Below are 15,769 nucleotides of genomic sequence, written 5' to 3'. Positions count from 1 at the left end.
CCTACCGAGTTTTTGCAAAAAAGTTAAGCAGATCTCGTCACACAGTAAATGATGTGCGACAAATTAGGTCCATTGTTGTTTAAATTTTAAGAGCTTGGTTATTGGGTTTGGTTCAGCATGGCAATGAATTGTTCAGCGACGACAACATCATTGGGTAGCGCTTTTTGGTTGTTTGGATATTCAAGCTGATCAAATAACAGTTGCCCTGCAATATAATGACAACCGAGCGTCAAGTGCCGCTGTGAATCGGTATGACTCATATGAAATGCAGCATATTCGCGCACAATAATTCGCTCAGCAAAACTGGCTGCTAAACAATGTTGAAAGCGACGTGACTCTGCAATGATGCGATCAATATCTTTGAGCTCCTCAAGCACCCAACTCTCGATAAAATAATAAGCTTCATGACTGATCGGTTGCCATGAGACATAACCAAGCTTTCGTTTCAGTTCAGCGAGCAACTCTTGGCTATGCAATTGATCATGCCACTGCACAGCCTGATGAAATAGGCTCTTCCATGTAACGTTTTTTAAAACCTCCTTTTGTGTCTCAAAATGTTCAGGCAAATAATCGCGCACATAAGCATCAAACACCGAAATTCGTAAAGGCGGCCGATTTAAATAAAACAACTGTCGAAAGCTTTCAATATGCAGTTTATGTTGCTTTAACTGAAGATAAAAATCACGGTGTTGTTGCTTGTCTTCGCTAAAATAAATCACTAAGTCTTCAGGAAGTTCCTGCGCAATTTTATCTAGATGCTGAATATAGGCCTGCATTACACGACTCAATTTTGTGTAGACCCGTTTCCCCCATTCAGGTTGTTGTTCGACCACACGGTGCAGCAGTTCGAGCCATTCATCTAAATACAAAATAGACGGGCTGATTGCTATCCGCTGATCATCCATATCTTGGCGTCTATTTTTTAAGACCACATGCTGGTTGGCCTCCAGCTCAAACCAGTGCTGTTGTAAGGCATGTTCATAGGAACTTTGTATAAATAAGCGCGCCGCCACATGTTGGAAGTACTTTAAGGTAGTCACAATAATTTCGGGATGATAAGACTGTGTATCGAGATAACTCAAAGCCGTTACGGCAACGCGAATACTACTGTGCTGAATATTTTGACTAACCCAGTCTGTCACCACCGCTTTTTGTTTGAATAACCAATTTACGGTACGGCTTTCATCAAAAATCGGGAGTTTTGCGACCTTCTTTTGCCATGTCTTGGTCTCAGTTTTTAAAAAATGCTGCTTTGACAACAAATCACGCGATGTCCAAAGATCCCGATGCATAAGCCGCACAAAGCCAAGCATATGGGGCTGCTCTATAGCATGCGGATATAACAAGTGAATGTCGTGCGTATGATCCATCAACTCTTGTAAAGAAAACCGTTCAGGAAATGCCGTTTGTATAATGCGATAAACATGTGGTTCTAAGAATTGATTGGCACTGCAACACAGCTCATCATAACTATTCATCAAAGACTGTAAGGGTAAAATATCTTCCGCCTGATCTGCATCTAATTTACATAAGCGCTGCAACTCGGCCAGCAAACTTCGCTCAGAAGCTGGATCAGCTGTATTGAATTCAACTTGCTGGCATAACTGTTGAAAGAGTTCTGATTGCGTTTCCCGTATTTCAGTCAAAATTGTTTGCACGCGACTCGGTCCATCGAACAAAACAAACACTTGTTGAAGAATTAGCTGACGCAGCTGTTTAACTTTATTGCGCAAATACAAAGAATGTTGTGGGGACTGATCACCCACTAAAAACACAATGTCGTGTAAACAAAACTCTTCGAGTGCTTCCGCATAGTGCCCTTGATAGATAAACTGTGGAACACACAGCTCCGCCTGTTCCGTCGGTGTATAAAACTGAATATGAAAACAATGATTTAAAATTTGAATCCGCTGTTGTTTTACGTCGACACTTAAAACGTTTTGCACATTGAGTGTGGAAAGAAAAGCGGCCTGCTCGTGATAAAGCTGCTGAATACTCGGAACAACTTGTCTTAACTGTATAGCAAAACTTTGATATTGCTTAAGCTTATCGTTTTTCTCCACGGCTTTTCCTCTTTGAATTTGGCTATTTTCACCACAACTTCAAAACCAATATAAACAAATCCTGAACCACAGGCTATGCCTTTTATCGATAGCCATTTTGTTCGTTGAAGCCATTTCTCCTCATTCCCTTACTTAGGGTAGGTATTTGGTAGGTACACAAGTTTTTTGAATCATTCGATACTCTAAAAACGGTAATGAGCACCGATAACAACATAAATAATGGTAGAAGGAATCGCACCATGGCTTTTAAAAATATTGCAGATCAAACCAACGGTTTTTATATCCCTTGTGTTTCACTTTTTGGCCCAGGCTGTGCCAAAGAAATTGGTGGTAAAGCACAAAACCTCGGTGCAAAGAAAGCACTGATTGTAACCGACGCAGGTTTATTTAAATTTGGCGTAGCCGACACCATTGCGGGATATCTCAAAGATGCAGGTGTTGATAGCCACATCTTCCCAGGTGCAGAACCGAACCCAACTGACATCAATGTCCACAACGGCGTGACTGCGTATAACGAACAAGGTTGTGACTTTATTGTGTCCTTAGGTGGTGGTTCTTCCCATGACTGCGCTAAAGGTATTGGACTCGTGACTGCGGGTGGTGGTCATATTCGTGACTACGAAGGGATCGATAAAAGTACGGTTCCAATGACCCCTCTTATTGCAATAAACACCACGGCAGGTACAGCATCAGAAATGACACGCTTCTGTATTATTACCAATACAGATACCCATGTAAAAATGGCAATTGTGGACTGGCGCTGCACTCCACTAATTGCAATTGATGACCCTAAACTGATGATTGCAAAACCTGCAAGTTTAACGGCAGCAACGGGTATGGATGCATTAACCCATGCAGTAGAAGCCTATGTTTCAACAGCCGCAAACCCAATCACGGATGCCTGTGCTGAAAAAGCCATTTCGATGATTAGCGAATGGTTAAGTCCAGCAGTTGCGAACGGTGAAAACTTAGAAGCACGTGATGCAATGAGTTATGCACAATATTTAGCAGGTATGGCATTTAACAATGCATCTCTAGGTTATGTCCATGCCATGGCGCACCAACTGGGTGGCTTCTATAACCTACCTCACGGCGTATGTAATGCAGTCTTACTTCCACACGTCTGTGAATTCAACTTAATTGCCTGCCCTGACCGTTATGCACGTATTGCAGAACTGATGGGAGTTAACACCACAGGCTTAACTGTGACTGAAGCTGGGTATGCTGCCATTGACGCAATTCTTGAACTATCTGCATCGATTGGTATTCCATCGAGCTTATCTGAACTGGGTGTGAAAGAGCAAGATTTGGGTGTTATGTCTGAAAATGCGCAAAAAGATGCCTGCATGCTGACGAATCCACGTAAAGCAAACCATGCTCAAGTGGTCGACATCTTCAAAGCTGCACTCAAATCTGGTGCTTCAGTGGTCGATTTTAAAGCAGCGGTCTAAGTTCTCTCCTTAACTTTTAGTTTGCTTTGACAATTTAAGTGGAATGAAACAGACGTCCATACTGTTTCATTCAGGTAAGCCTAATCCTTGCTTACCTGTGCACTTAAATTGTCTTTTTTTATTTGTGGTTGACAAAGTTTTGCACTTCATCAAGGATAAGAAAACTCATGACAATAACAACCAGAGCAAATTATGTCAGCAAATCAAACTCATCCTGCGTATACACCTGATGTCCTCGGCGAAGGCTATGAACAATTAAAACTCAGTTTTCCAGACGATTATGAAGGTGCTGTATGCGCAACCCTCGTACGCAAAAAAGCACCGCAAAATACTCAAAAAGCTGTGCTGTATATCCATGGCTTTATTGACTACTTTTTCCAAACCGAAATGGCTGAACAATTTAATCAGCATGGTTATGATTTTTATGCGCTCGATTTAAGAAAATATGGTCGTTCTCACTTGAGCCATCAAAAATACTACAACGTCCATGATCTCAGCGAATACGATGCTGAAATTACCCAAGCCTTAGAGATCATTGGCAATGAAGGCCATACTGCGGTGCTGCTTGCAGGGCACTCTACGGGTGGCTTAATCACGACTTTATACGCTGCACACAATCCGAAGCATCCGCTAATCAAAGCACTTTGGGCCAATAGCCCTTTTTATGATTTTAATATGCATCCCATTAAGCGCAAACTTGGCGTGCCGCAGCTCAGTCGACTCGCAAAGCATTTTCCTGACCTCAAGTTTCCAAGTGAACTGAATAAATGGTATGTACCGAGCCTACATCAAAACGAGCATGGTGAATGGAACTTTGATTTGGAGTGGAAACAACCAAGCTATTCTATGGTTCGGATCAGCTTTGTACGTGCAATCCATGAAGCACAGAAAGAAATTCATCGCGGTGGTTTAAAGCTCTCTGTTCCTGCACTCATTATGCATTCACATCAAACGCTCAACCCGAAGAAATGGGGCGCAGCCGCTCAAACCAGTGATGTGATTTTAGATGTTAAAGACATTGAAAAGCAGGCTAAAAATTTACAAGGTGACGTCAGTGTCGTGACCATTCACAATGGCTTACACGACTTAGTCCTCTCTGCACCTGAAGTTCGTGCTGAAGTTTATGCTGAGCTGTTCCAATGGCTCGAGCAAAAAATAGTGTAAATATACCTTTCCAATGCAATTAAGAATTCTTAAATTTTATATTTCTCGAGTAGCTGATGCGCAGGATGTCCATTCGGTGTCAGCTCAATGAGTCGCTCAACGGCATCAATCGCCTCTGGGTAACGTGCAACATGTTTAAACAACATATCGGTTTCATTGGCTTTAAAAATCGCACTGCTTAAACGTGACTCCAAACAATCGCGCCATGCACATAGAAATGGACTTTCCGTTTTAGGTAATAAAACACCTGAACACAGCTTCAATGCGGTCTCGATATACGCAGCATCTAAAGCCTGCTCGGCTTGTAAAAAATCGGCCTCGATATGCGCCAAGATCCGATAGGGACGAGATCCCAACATACCACCAAGCAAGTCACGCAGTTGCGACATTTCGGCCTTAAGTGTTCCCACACTCACCTTGCGCTCGCCATATAAAGCCTGATGCAAAGTATCTAAAGTCATGCCCTGTGGGCACAGTGCCAAGATGGTCAAAATTTCAATTTGTCGCGGTGTGAGTACCATCACTTTGCCATTAAAATGTACTTGTGGCACACCAAAAGCACGGATATATAACTGTTGACGCTGATATTCTAAGAGTGCCGTTTGGATGATAGATGCACAGCGCTCTGCTGCGAGTAGACCAAGGCTATTATGATTTTTCCATGTGGTGGATAAATCAATCACCCCAAGGACGTGTTTTGAGTAAGGGTCGATGATCGGCGCCGCATAACAAACCCAATCATGAATGGAGCTCATGTAATGTTCATTTGAAAAGACACAACTGGACTGTTGCGTTTTTAAGGATAAGGCCAATGCATTGGTCCCCACCAATTCCTCTCGCCACTGCCCGCCTTCAACAAAATGTACACTTTCTGCCGCATTACGCATTTGTCTACTGGACGCACTCCAAATAATGGTACTACCAATATCACCTACAGCGACCACCATCGAAGACTGCTGTGCAATGTGTCTCAGTTCATCTGCACAATAACTCAAAGCATGCTGTAGCGCTGAACCTTGTGACATAGAACCTTCCGAAATGGGTGCAGCAAAGCGATCTTTTGGAATTTCTGCGGAGTTAGAGCGCTGCCATGAACTTGCAATACTTTTTCCCAGTTGTTCAGCTTGTACCGTCGAAATACTACTACTGGTTCTAAGCTTTTCTATTTCTTGTCTTTTCTGTATTAAATGTTGCATTGCCATCATTCCTTATTCTCAAAACAATTCCTGATATACGTCCACTGTATTACTTGGTTGTAAACATTTGTCAAAGGCTTGTAAACCTCCTTCCTTCCAACCTTTTTCCAACCTTATATTAGTTATGCTACTTAAATATTGTACAGATGTACCTTATACCAAAGCTGTAGATGCTTTTAAAAAATCAATAAGCAAAGGAACTTCAATATGCGCTATGTAGACCCTAACCAATCTGGTTCTAAAGTAGAATTTAAAGCACAGTATGACAACTTTATTGGTGGCGAGTGGGTTGCTCCAGTAAAAGGTGAATACTTTGAAAATATATCTCCTGTCGACGGTAAAGTTTTTACAAAAGTCCCTCGCTCATCTGTCGAAGACATCGAACTTGCACTTGATGCTGCGCATAAAGCCAAAGAACAATGGAACAAATCTTCTCCTACTACACGTTCAAATTTACTCCTTAAAATTGCAGATCGTCTAGAACAAAATCTAGAAAAATTGGCTGTGGCTGAAACATGGGACAACGGTAAACCGATTCGTGAAACGCTCGCAGCGGACATTCCTTTAGCCATTGACCATTTCCGCTATTTCGCAGGTTGTATCCGTGCACAAGAAGGTGGCATTTCTGAAATTGATGAAGATACCATTGCCTATCACTTCCACGAACCATTGGGTGTGGTAGGGCAAATCATTCCATGGAACTTCCCAATTTTGATGGCGACATGGAAAATTGCTCCTGCACTTGCTGCGGGTAACTGTATTGTTTTAAAACCTGCTGAACAGACGCCTGCGAGTATTTTGGTTTTAATTGAACTCATTCAAGACTTACTCCCACCTGGTATTTTAAACATCGTCAACGGTTATGGTGTTGAAGTGGGTCGTCCACTCGCAACCAATCCACGTATTGCTAAAATTGCATTCACTGGCTCAACAGCTGTGGGTCAAATGATCATGCAATATGCCACTGAAAACGTGATTCCTGTAACTTTGGAATTAGGTGGTAAGTCTCCAAACATCTTCTTTGAAGACATTATGGATCAAGACGATGAGTTCTTAGACAAAGCCCTTGAAGGTTTTGCCATGTTTGCGCTTAACCAAGGTGAAATCTGTACGTGTCCATCACGCGCTTTAGTTCAAGAAAGTATTGCGGATAAATTCCTTGAAATGGCAGTTGAACGTGTGAAACGCATTAAAACGGGTCACCCACTCGATACAGAAACGATGATTGGTGCGCAAGCTTCACTTGAACAGCAAGAGAAAATCTTGGGTTGTATCGCAACAGGTCGCGGTGAAGGTGCACAAGTACTGACAGGTGGTAGTGAGCGTAATGAAGTAGGTTCTGGTTTCTATATTGAACCAACCATCTTCAAAGGCACCAATGACATGAAAATTTTCCAAGAAGAAATTTTTGGGCCTGTGCTTTCAGTGGCAACATTCAAAGACTTTGACGATGCAATTAAAATTGCCAACGACACTATTTATGGTTTAGGCGCTGGTGTATGGTCACGTTCAGCACATACGTCTTACCGTGCAGGTCGTGCAATTCAAGCGGGTCGAGTTTGGACCAACTGTTACCACATCTACCCTGCACATGCCGCTTTCGGTGGTTATAAAAAGTCAGGGATTGGTCGTGAAAACCATAAAATGATGCTTGATCATTACCAACAAACTAAAAACCTACTTGTGAGCTATGCAACTAAGCCTATGGGCTTCTTCTAAGCTCTTAGCTTATTCGTATTCTGTTTTCTATGTGTTTAGGGTGATTCGTTACCCTGAACACTCTCACCATCAACCATCAACCATCAACCATCAACCATCAACCATCAACCATCAACCATCAACCATCAACCATCAACCATCAACCATCAACCATCAACCATCAACCATCAAAACAATAATTCAAAACTGTGTCATATAAACATTAGACAGGACGTCTAGTCGCTTGGTACTGAAATTGCATAAATATTGCATCCATCAAGCCATCTATAAAAACTCAAGATATGGAGCTTCACATGACCGATTCTCCCATTAACAGCTCAACGACTCCACTCTCTACTTCAACTGTAAGCACATCTGACGACTATTTTGAAAAAAGGCAACTGAAACAAGGTGCTGTAGGCTGGCTATTATTAGTTGGTTTAGGCGTGGCTTATGTCATTTCAGGCGACTTTGCTGGCTGGAACTTCGGTCTTGCTCAAGGTGGCTGGGGCGGTATGTTTATCGCAACGGTTGTCGTAGCCATCATGTACTTATGCATGTGCCTGTCGATGTCTGAAATGGCCACCATGCTGCCCACTGCGGGAGGCGGCTATAGCTTTGCGCGTACCGCATTTGGTCCATTTGGCGGCTATCTCACAGGCACGGCGATTTTAATTGAATATGCCATCGCCCCTGCGGCTATCGCATGCTTTATTGGTGCCTACTGCGAGTCCTTATTTGGTGTCGGTGGATGGATCATTTATCTCATCTGCTATCTGGTTTTTATGGGTATTCATCTCAAAGGTGCAGGTGAAGCCCTCAAGATCATGTTTGTAATTACCGCCATTGCAGCCGTAGCTCTTTTTGTCTTTATCATCGCAATGGCACCACATTTTAACAGCGCCAACTTATTTAACATTACACCGACTGAAAATATCGGTGCAAGTAGCTTCCTACCGATGGGTTATATCGGAATTTGGGCGGCGGTGCCCTATGCCATTTGGTTCTTTTTAGCGGTGGAAGGTGTTCCACTGGCAGCAGAGGAAGCCAAAGATCCATCTAAGTCCTTACCACGTGGTTTGATTGGTTCGATGCTGATTTTGGCCGCTTTTGCCCTACTTATTCTGTTCTTAGGTGCTGGTGCCGCTGGCGCAGAACAACTTAAAGAATCAGGCGCACCCTTAGTTGATGCACTGGTAGCAGTCTATGGTCAAAACAGCTGGTTAGGCAGTTTTGTCAATTTTGTCGGTCTAGCAGGTTTAATTGCGAGTTTCTTCTCCATCATTTATGCCTATTCACGTCAAATTTTCGCCTTATCACGTGCGGGTTATTTACCAACTTCATTATCACTGACCAATAAAAACAAAGCGCCCTATTTAGCAATTATTATTCCCGGCATCATTGGTTTTTTATTGTCGCTGACAGGTGAAGGTGATCTGCTCATCCTGATGGCGGTATTTGGTGCGACCATTTCTTATGTCTTGATGATGCTTTCTCACATTAAACTGCGCATCAGCCGTCCAGAGTTGCATCGTCCCTATAAAACTCCAGGTGGGATTCTCACCTCATCGATTGCTTTGGTTTTAGCCAGTATTGCGGTGATTGCTGGTTTTGTGGTGGATCCTAAAGTTTGGTTTATGGCTGCCGCTATTTATGCGGTCTTTATTGCCTACTTTATTTTCCATAGTCGCCATCGACTCGTTCAAGGTACACCTGAAGAAGAGTTTGAAAGTATTCGTAAGGCAGAACAAGACTTATAGAAGGACCTATGACATGGCTTATAAAACGTTGATTGGACATCAGCACTATGTGTTTAATGATTTAAAAACTTTAATGGCAAAAGCAACCCCGCTGCGCTCAGGTGATCAACTTGCAGGTGTTGCAGCGGAAAATGCCACTGAACGTGTTGCCGCACAAATGGCATTGGCCGATGTTCCATTGAAGCAGTTTTTAACTGAAGTGTTGATCAGCTATGAACAGGATGAAATAACCCGCCTGATTATCGATGAGCACCGTAGTGATTTATTTGCGCCGATTTCACATTTTACCGTAGGAGACTTTCGTAACTGGCTACTCAGTGAAGATGCGACTACGCAGAAATTACAACAACTTGCGCTCGGTTTAACCCCTGAAATGGTGGCTGCGGTGAGTAAGATTATGCGCAATCAAGACCTCATCTTGGTTGCAAGTAAATGTGAAGTCGTCACCCAATTTCGCAACACCATCGGATTGAAAGGTCATCTCTCGACCCGTTTACAACCGAATCACCCAACCGATGATCTCTTGGGAATATCGGCCAGTATTTTGGATGGCTTGATGTATGGCAATGGTGATGCCGTCATTGGGATTAACCCTGCAACCGATAACCTACAAAATTTATCGGAGCTACTCAAACTACTCGATCATGTGATCCAAGAGCATCATATTCCAACCCAATCTTGTGTGCTGACGCATATCAGTTCGGGGATTCAACTGGCAGAGAAAAATGTGCCGATTGATTTAATGTTTCAATCGATTGCAGGTACACAGCGCGCCAATGAAGGCTTCGGTATTAATCTCGGATTACTGCGTGAAGGCTATGAAGCGACACTTGCACTCAAGCGTGGGACTGTAGGACAAAATGTGATGTATTTTGAAACAGGTCAAGGCAGTGCTTTATCTAGTAATGCACATCACGGCGTAGATCAGCAAACCTTAGAAGTCCGTGCCTATGCGGTGGCTCGTAAATTCAACCCACTGCTGGTGAACACTGTGGTTGGCTTTATTGGTCCAGAGTATTTATACAATGGCAAACAAATTATCCGTGCAGGCTTAGAAGACCACTTTTGTGGCAAGCTCCTAGGCTTACCTATGGGCTGCGACATTTGCTATACCAACCATGCCGATGCCGACCAAAATGATATGGATGTGCTACTCACCCTATTTGGCGCAGCAGGTTTGAACTTTATTATGGGCATTCCAGGCTCGGATGACGTCATGCTGAACTATCAAACCACGTCGTTTCATGATGCGCTGTATTTAAGGCAACTTCTGGGCTTAAAAGCCGCACCTGAGTTTGATCTGTGGTTGGCGGAACAAGGCATTTTTAAACAACAGCAGCAACACATTCTCTGGCCGGAACATATTCCGCCACAATTTGAAAAACTTTTGCATATATAAGGAGCAACTTATGTCACTTGTTCCTCTAGAAAACTATCAATCTGAACAGCATCAGGATGTTTGGGAAAACTTAAAAAAATTTACCGATGCACGTATTGCCATTGGTCGCGCTGGTTGTAGCATCCCGACCCATGAACTGCTGAAGTTTCAACTGGCGCATGCGGAAGCGCAAGATGCGGTACATCAAGCTTTAGATGTCGAACACTTAGTTGCAAGTTTTAATACACTAGGTTTGGATAGTCTGACGGTACACAGTCAAGCTGAAAATAAACAAGAATACTTAAAACGTCCTGACCTAGGTCGCCTGTTAAGTCCAGCTTCACAACATGGCTTAGAGGTCTTTAAAGCCAGCAACCCGCAAAACTATGATGTCTGCATTGTGATTGGTGATGGACTATCTGCACGGGCAATTGAAGAAAATGCAGTGCCTTTTATTCAACACCTTATCCCGCAGTTGCAAGCGGAACACTGGAGCATTGCACCGATGGTTATTGCTACTGGAAGCCGAGTCGCTTTGGGTGATCCAGTTGCAGAGTGCCTACACGCGACTATGCTCGTGATGCTGATTGGCGAAAGGCCTGGCCTAAGCTCACCTGATAGTATGGGCATTTACTATACATGGAAAGCAGCCTCAGGTACGTTGGATGCTAAACGGAACTGTATTTCAAATGTTCGACCTGCGGGCTTAAGCATTCCTGTTGCAGTACAACGGCTAATGTCTCTCATGCGTGGCTCTAAGAAACTCGGTTACTCAGGTGTAGACTTAAAAGATGAACATAAAATGGTGAGTCTAGACACGGAACATGCGCCTAAGCGTTTATTTTAATTTAAAGCAGATCAGCCGTAATTTTATGGCTGATCTTAAATATCGTGTTCTTTTAACTTGTATTTTAGCTCGCTTTATTCAGCGCTTGTTCTACAAAATGTAGGCGATCTTGGCCCCAATACATTTCATCATCCACAAAGAATGTCGGTGCGCCGAAAAGGCCACGTTGAATGGCCAATTCTGTTTCAGTGATCAGTTTTTGTTTCACCACCTCCGACTGAACCATGCTCATAATATCTTCTACAGAAAACCCACTTGGTTCTAACACTTCTGCCAAGACAGTAGGTTCATTCAGATTTTGTGGTGTACCAAACATCGCATCGAATAAAAGTTTTAAAACTTGCTCAAACTTTTCTAGATGCAACAATTGAACGCCTGTCAAAATGCGCATTAGGGTTAAAGTGTTCATCGGGAAATGCGGATTCATTTGCATTGGGATCTGGTAATACTCCGCCCAGCGTTGCATATCTAAGATTGAATAAACCCCTTTGACAGGAATCTCTATCGGACTACGATTGCCTGTTGCTTTAAACACCCCGCCCAATAAAATAGGCTTATACACAATCTGAATCTCTTGCTGCTCTGCCATTTGCAATAACCGATAGTAGGCCAAATAGCTATACGGGCTACCTAAATCAAAATAAAATTCTACTGTTTTCATGCTTTGTCCTTTTACCACGTTTCCATCCAAGGTCTTAAATCTAACTCATGCGTCCATGCATCGCGCGGTTGCTGCGACAAATGCCAATAATTTTCTGCAATATGCACGGGATTTAATATGCCATCGTGTTCTTTGCGCGCGTACATGTCAGGAAAAGTGTCTTTAATAAAATCGGTATCAATTGCACCATCCACCACCACGTGTGCCACATGAATATTTTTCGGGCCGAGCTCACGCGCCATACTTTGGGCTAAGGCACGCAGTGCATGTTTCGCCCCTGCAAAAGCGGCAAAGTTTGCAGCACCCCTTATTCCAGCAGTTGCACCCGTGAAAATAATGCTGCCGTGCTCACGCACGACCATACGCTTCGCCACTTCACGCCCAGTCAAAAACGCACCGAAGCAAGCCATTTCCCAAATTTTAAAATACTTACGTGCAGTTTCTTCTAAAATACTACATGGCACATTCGCCCCAATGTTAAACACTAAAACATTGATTTCACCAATATTGGCTTCAATTTCTTCCACCAAAGCGATGACTTGATCTTCTTTACGTGCATCAGAAGCAAAGCCATATGCAAGACCACCTTCGGCTTCTATCTCTGCAATTAAGGGCTGGAGTTTTTCGGCATTTCTTCGCGTCATGCAGGCGATGTATCCACCACGTGCAAAACGTTTCGCGATTTCGCCCCCTGTAGCATCTCCTGCGCCAATCACTAACGCGACTTTCTTTTTAGCATCAGCCTTTTGCAACTGCTGTTCTGGCTGTAATTCATCCATAAATACACTCCCTCTATAAAATAACGATCGTTATCATAACGATCACTATGTTATAGTTTTCAGCATCAGTCAATTTTATTTTGATGAAACTCCTATGCGCTATAAAACAGGCTATAAAGAAGAAAAACGTCAAGAGCTGCTTAAAATCAGTGCTCAACTGGCCAAGAAGCAAGGCTTTGCCAATACGGGTATCGACGGTTTTATGAAAGCGGCTCAAATGACCAGCGGTGCTTTTTATTCGCATTTTTCATCAAAACATGAATTATTTGAAGCACTGATCGAGTCCGAGTTGCAACACAGCTTTCAAGCATGGCAAGCCAATCCGCATGACAACCTCGAAGAGTGGATTGACTTCGAACTTGAACGTTATTTAGCCCTTTCTCATGTGCAACGTCCAGATCAAGGCTGTGTTATTCCCTCTCTTGCAGCCGAAGTAGCACGTAGTAGTGAAACAACAAAACTGTGTTTTCAACAGGAAATGCTTCGTGGTCACGCACTCTTTACACAACACCTAGGCAGTGAAACACAAGCTTGGGCGGTACTGTGTCAACTGGTCGGTGCAATCGTCATGGCGCGGAGCATGGCAGATGAACATCTACAACGGGAAATTTTAAGCTCAAGCAAATGGATGATTAAAAACATGCTACAGCTCAAGTAAAATCTTGGATTGAATTTATAGTTTTTTTCTGCATCTTTTCTGATTTATTGCCTTCAACTTCTACGCATTTCCCTGTACATTTTTATACTTCTTTAACCCCTGTGAACGAGCCAGCTATGACGACACTACCCGATACCATATACGCGATTCAGCATCTTGCTTTTGAAGATTTGGGCGCATGGGAAGATGTGTTATATCAACTGGGTTATCGGGTACGATATTTCGAAGCAGGCAAAGATGACTTAGCTAAAGCGTTAAACTACACAGGTCTAACCGTCATTTTAGGTGGACCGATTGGAGTATACGAAACTGAAGACTACCCTTTCTTACAACAAGAAATAGACTTACTCAAAGTTCGCTTAGAAAAGAATTTACCGACTTTAGGCATTTGCTTAGGTGCACAGTTGATTGCACATGCGCTCGGTGCAAAAGTATATGCAGGTCATAGCAAAGAAATTGGCTGGAGTCAGTTACAGCTCAATACCGTTGAACATAACCCTCTACAAGCACTCGTAGGAACTGAAGTGCTACATTGGCATGGCGACACCTTTGAACTCCCTGCTCAAGCTGAACTGTTGGCCAGCTCAGAAGTTTATCCCAACCAAGCTTTTCGTGTAGGCAAAACTATTCTAGGCTTACAGTTCCATCCTGAAGTCGCAGCGGACGGTTTAGAAAAATGGCTAATCGGGCATACTGCTGAACTTCGTCAAGCGAACATCAACATTCCAGCATTGCGTGCAGACAACCAACGCTGTGCAGCTCAACTAGAATATGTTTCTGGACAAGTTTTGACAGCGTATTTAAAAGCACTGGTTTAACAATTCAGCCATAATCCGCTCAATGCATCTTTTGCTCTAACTTTTAAGTTTACAGCAGACATAAAAAAGCACCTCTATGAGGTGCTTTTTTGGGGGTAGATATCGCTTATTTTGCAGCAGCTTTAGGCTGTGGAACTGATGCTTCAGTGGTGATATTCACAGTGATTTTATCACCCACGTTTGGCACGTATGCGCCTACACCAAAAGCAGAACGGTCAAATGAAGTGGTTGCGTTGAAACCAATTGACTGTGCTTTGGTCATTGGGTGCTCACCTTGCTTATTCAACACTGCATCTAAAACGACAGGCTTTGTCACATTTTTAATGGTTAAATCACCTGTGATTTTGTACTTATTCGCGCCTACAGCCTGTACTTTTGTACTTTTAAAGGTGATGGTTGGATATTTTGCTGCATCAAAGAAATCAGCCGCCTGTAAGTGTTCATCTAAAGCTTTTACGTTGGTGTTTAAGCTAGATAAAGGAATCGTTACATTCACCGACGAGTTTGCAGGTTTTGCATTATCAACATTAATCACACCCTGAATGTCGCTGAAGTTTGCAGATGGCGTTGAAAAACCAAAGTGGCTCCATGTGAAAACTGTTGCTGTATGTGTAGGGTCAATTTGATATGCCACAGGTTTCGCCATAGCAAATGTAGTCGCAGTTGCAACAGCCAAACCGATTGTTAAAGCTTTAAAGTTCATGTTTTTATCTCACATTGGAATACTGCTTAGTCTATAGAGTTCTACAACGAATACATCTATAAAGATAAAACGATATGTTGCAACTTTAGAACGATATAATTGTTTTTAAATGTAGCGACTTACCTACACCTGATATTGAATAAAACCAGTCTTCTTCACGACTTTATTATAAAGTTGCTGTGAGACTAAATTATCCTGATGGGTGAGCCAATAGACCCGATCATATGCTCGCTTTTCGGTATACATTTTGACGTGTTCGATTAAAGCTGTTGCAACACCTAGCCCACGATAGTCCTCATGCGTAAACAAATCTTGTAAGTAAGCGTAAGGCTTTAACGTCCAACAGCTATCATGCTCTATCACATGCACAATGCCTACAACCCGACCTGCTATAGTGCAGCAAAACCATACATATGCTCACGCTTAGAATCAGTCAATTTATGCCACGTGTTTTCAGATATCTGCGCCAATAAATCAGCCTGATAAAATGCCTGATAAGCTTGCCATAATGTAACCCAGATCGACTGATCGATTTCTGTCAGTGGCACAATTTGAATATTTCGTACTTCCATTTTGTTATCAAAGTGATGTTT

13 protein-coding genes and 1 pseudogene are annotated in these 15,769 nt (G+C 42.8%); 8 read left to right on the top strand and 6 right to left on the bottom strand.

Annotation, left to right across the window (positions count from 1 at the left end; all coding sequences use genetic code 11):
* Positions 1–98: 98 nt before the first annotated feature.
* Positions 99–2,063 carry a hypothetical protein gene (locus tag GVX98_RS05325; RefSeq protein ID WP_159127457.1) on the bottom strand — a complete coding sequence of 655 codons (1,965 nt, stop codon included), beginning with the start codon at positions 2,061–2,063 and terminating at the stop codon, positions 99–101.
* 239 nt (positions 2,064–2,302) lie between these two features.
* Between GVX98_RS05325 and GVX98_RS05320 the strand changes: the two genes are divergently transcribed.
* Together GVX98_RS05320 and GVX98_RS05315 are read left to right on the top strand one after the other, a co-directional pair.
* On the top strand, positions 2,303–3,514 hold the full coding sequence (locus tag GVX98_RS05320) for an iron-containing alcohol dehydrogenase (RefSeq protein ID WP_159127456.1): 1,212 nt from the start codon (positions 2,303–2,305) through the stop codon (positions 3,512–3,514).
* 192 nt (positions 3,515–3,706) lie between these two features.
* Positions 3,707–4,678 (top strand): alpha/beta hydrolase, encoded by a 972-nt coding sequence (locus GVX98_RS05315; RefSeq protein ID WP_159127455.1) that lies wholly within the window; start codon positions 3,707–3,709, stop codon positions 4,676–4,678.
* Positions 4,679–4,707: 29 nt separating this feature from the next.
* Here GVX98_RS05315 and GVX98_RS05310 read toward each other — a convergent pair whose 3' ends face one another.
* Positions 4,708–5,883 (bottom strand): transcriptional regulator, encoded by a 1,176-nt coding sequence (locus tag GVX98_RS05310; RefSeq protein WP_005401132.1) that lies wholly within the window; start codon positions 5,881–5,883, stop codon positions 4,708–4,710.
* A gap of 198 nt (positions 5,884–6,081) precedes the next feature.
* On the opposite strand from GVX98_RS05310, the gene GVX98_RS05305 reads away from it, so the two are divergent.
* The 4 genes from GVX98_RS05305 (at position 6,082) to eutC (ending at position 11,557) form a co-directional block, all read left to right on the top strand.
* Positions 6,082–7,593 carry an aldehyde dehydrogenase family protein gene (locus GVX98_RS05305; RefSeq protein ID WP_005401131.1) on the top strand — a complete coding sequence of 504 codons (1,512 nt, stop codon included), beginning with the start codon at positions 6,082–6,084 and terminating at the stop codon, positions 7,591–7,593.
* Positions 7,594–7,886: 293 nt separating this feature from the next.
* Positions 7,887–9,332, top strand: a complete 1,446-nt coding sequence (eat, locus tag GVX98_RS05300) for an ethanolamine permease (protein WP_004984902.1) — start codon at positions 7,887–7,889, stop codon at positions 9,330–9,332.
* A 13-nt stretch (positions 9,333–9,345) separates the two neighbouring features.
* The gene (locus GVX98_RS05295) at positions 9,346–10,731 is read left to right on the top strand and encodes an ethanolamine ammonia-lyase subunit EutB (protein ID WP_159127454.1); all 1,386 of its coding nucleotides are present in this window, start codon (positions 9,346–9,348) and stop codon (positions 10,729–10,731) included.
* A 10-nt stretch (positions 10,732–10,741) separates the two neighbouring features.
* Positions 10,742–11,557: an ethanolamine ammonia-lyase subunit EutC gene (gene eutC, locus GVX98_RS05290; protein WP_078425000.1), complete on the top strand. Its 816-nt coding sequence runs from the start codon at positions 10,742–10,744 to the stop codon at positions 11,555–11,557.
* A 64-nt stretch (positions 11,558–11,621) separates the two neighbouring features.
* Here eutC and GVX98_RS05285 read toward each other — a convergent pair whose 3' ends face one another.
* Together GVX98_RS05285 and GVX98_RS05280 are read right to left on the bottom strand one after the other, a co-directional pair.
* Positions 11,622–12,218 carry a 2-hydroxychromene-2-carboxylate isomerase gene (locus tag GVX98_RS05285; RefSeq protein WP_159127453.1) on the bottom strand — a complete coding sequence of 199 codons (597 nt, stop codon included), beginning with the start codon at positions 12,216–12,218 and terminating at the stop codon, positions 11,622–11,624.
* An 11-nt stretch (positions 12,219–12,229) separates the two neighbouring features.
* Positions 12,230–12,997 (bottom strand): SDR family oxidoreductase, encoded by a 768-nt coding sequence (locus GVX98_RS05280; protein WP_159127452.1) that lies wholly within the window; start codon positions 12,995–12,997, stop codon positions 12,230–12,232.
* 94 nt (positions 12,998–13,091) lie between these two features.
* Between GVX98_RS05280 and GVX98_RS05275 the strand changes: the two genes are divergently transcribed.
* Entirely contained in the window at positions 13,092–13,655 is a 564-nt protein-coding gene (locus GVX98_RS05275; RefSeq protein ID WP_159127451.1) for a TetR/AcrR family transcriptional regulator, read from the top strand.
* A gap of 116 nt (positions 13,656–13,771) precedes the next feature.
* On the top strand, positions 13,772–14,473 hold the full coding sequence (locus GVX98_RS05270; RefSeq protein WP_159127450.1) for a glutamine amidotransferase: 702 nt from the start codon (positions 13,772–13,774) through the stop codon (positions 14,471–14,473).
* A 106-nt stretch (positions 14,474–14,579) separates the two neighbouring features.
* Here the strand turns inward: GVX98_RS05270 and GVX98_RS05265 are convergent, their stop codons facing one another.
* Both GVX98_RS05265 and GVX98_RS05260 read right to left on the bottom strand, forming a co-directional pair.
* Positions 14,580–15,176: a YceI family protein gene (locus GVX98_RS05265; RefSeq protein WP_004696771.1), complete on the bottom strand. Its 597-nt coding sequence runs from the start codon at positions 15,174–15,176 to the stop codon at positions 14,580–14,582.
* A 123-nt stretch (positions 15,177–15,299) separates the two neighbouring features.
* Positions 15,300–15,748 (bottom strand): annotated as a pseudogene (locus GVX98_RS05260) (GNAT family N-acetyltransferase).
* Between the last annotated feature and the right edge of the window lie 21 nt (positions 15,749–15,769).

The sequence above is a fragment of the Acinetobacter sp. 8I-beige genome (assembly GCF_902505955.1).
GTDB classification, from domain to species: domain Bacteria; phylum Pseudomonadota; class Gammaproteobacteria; order Pseudomonadales; family Moraxellaceae; genus Acinetobacter; species Acinetobacter johnsonii.
The sequence above is the reverse complement of the archived record's forward strand: the minus strand, read 5'-3'. Positions and strand labels throughout refer to the sequence as shown.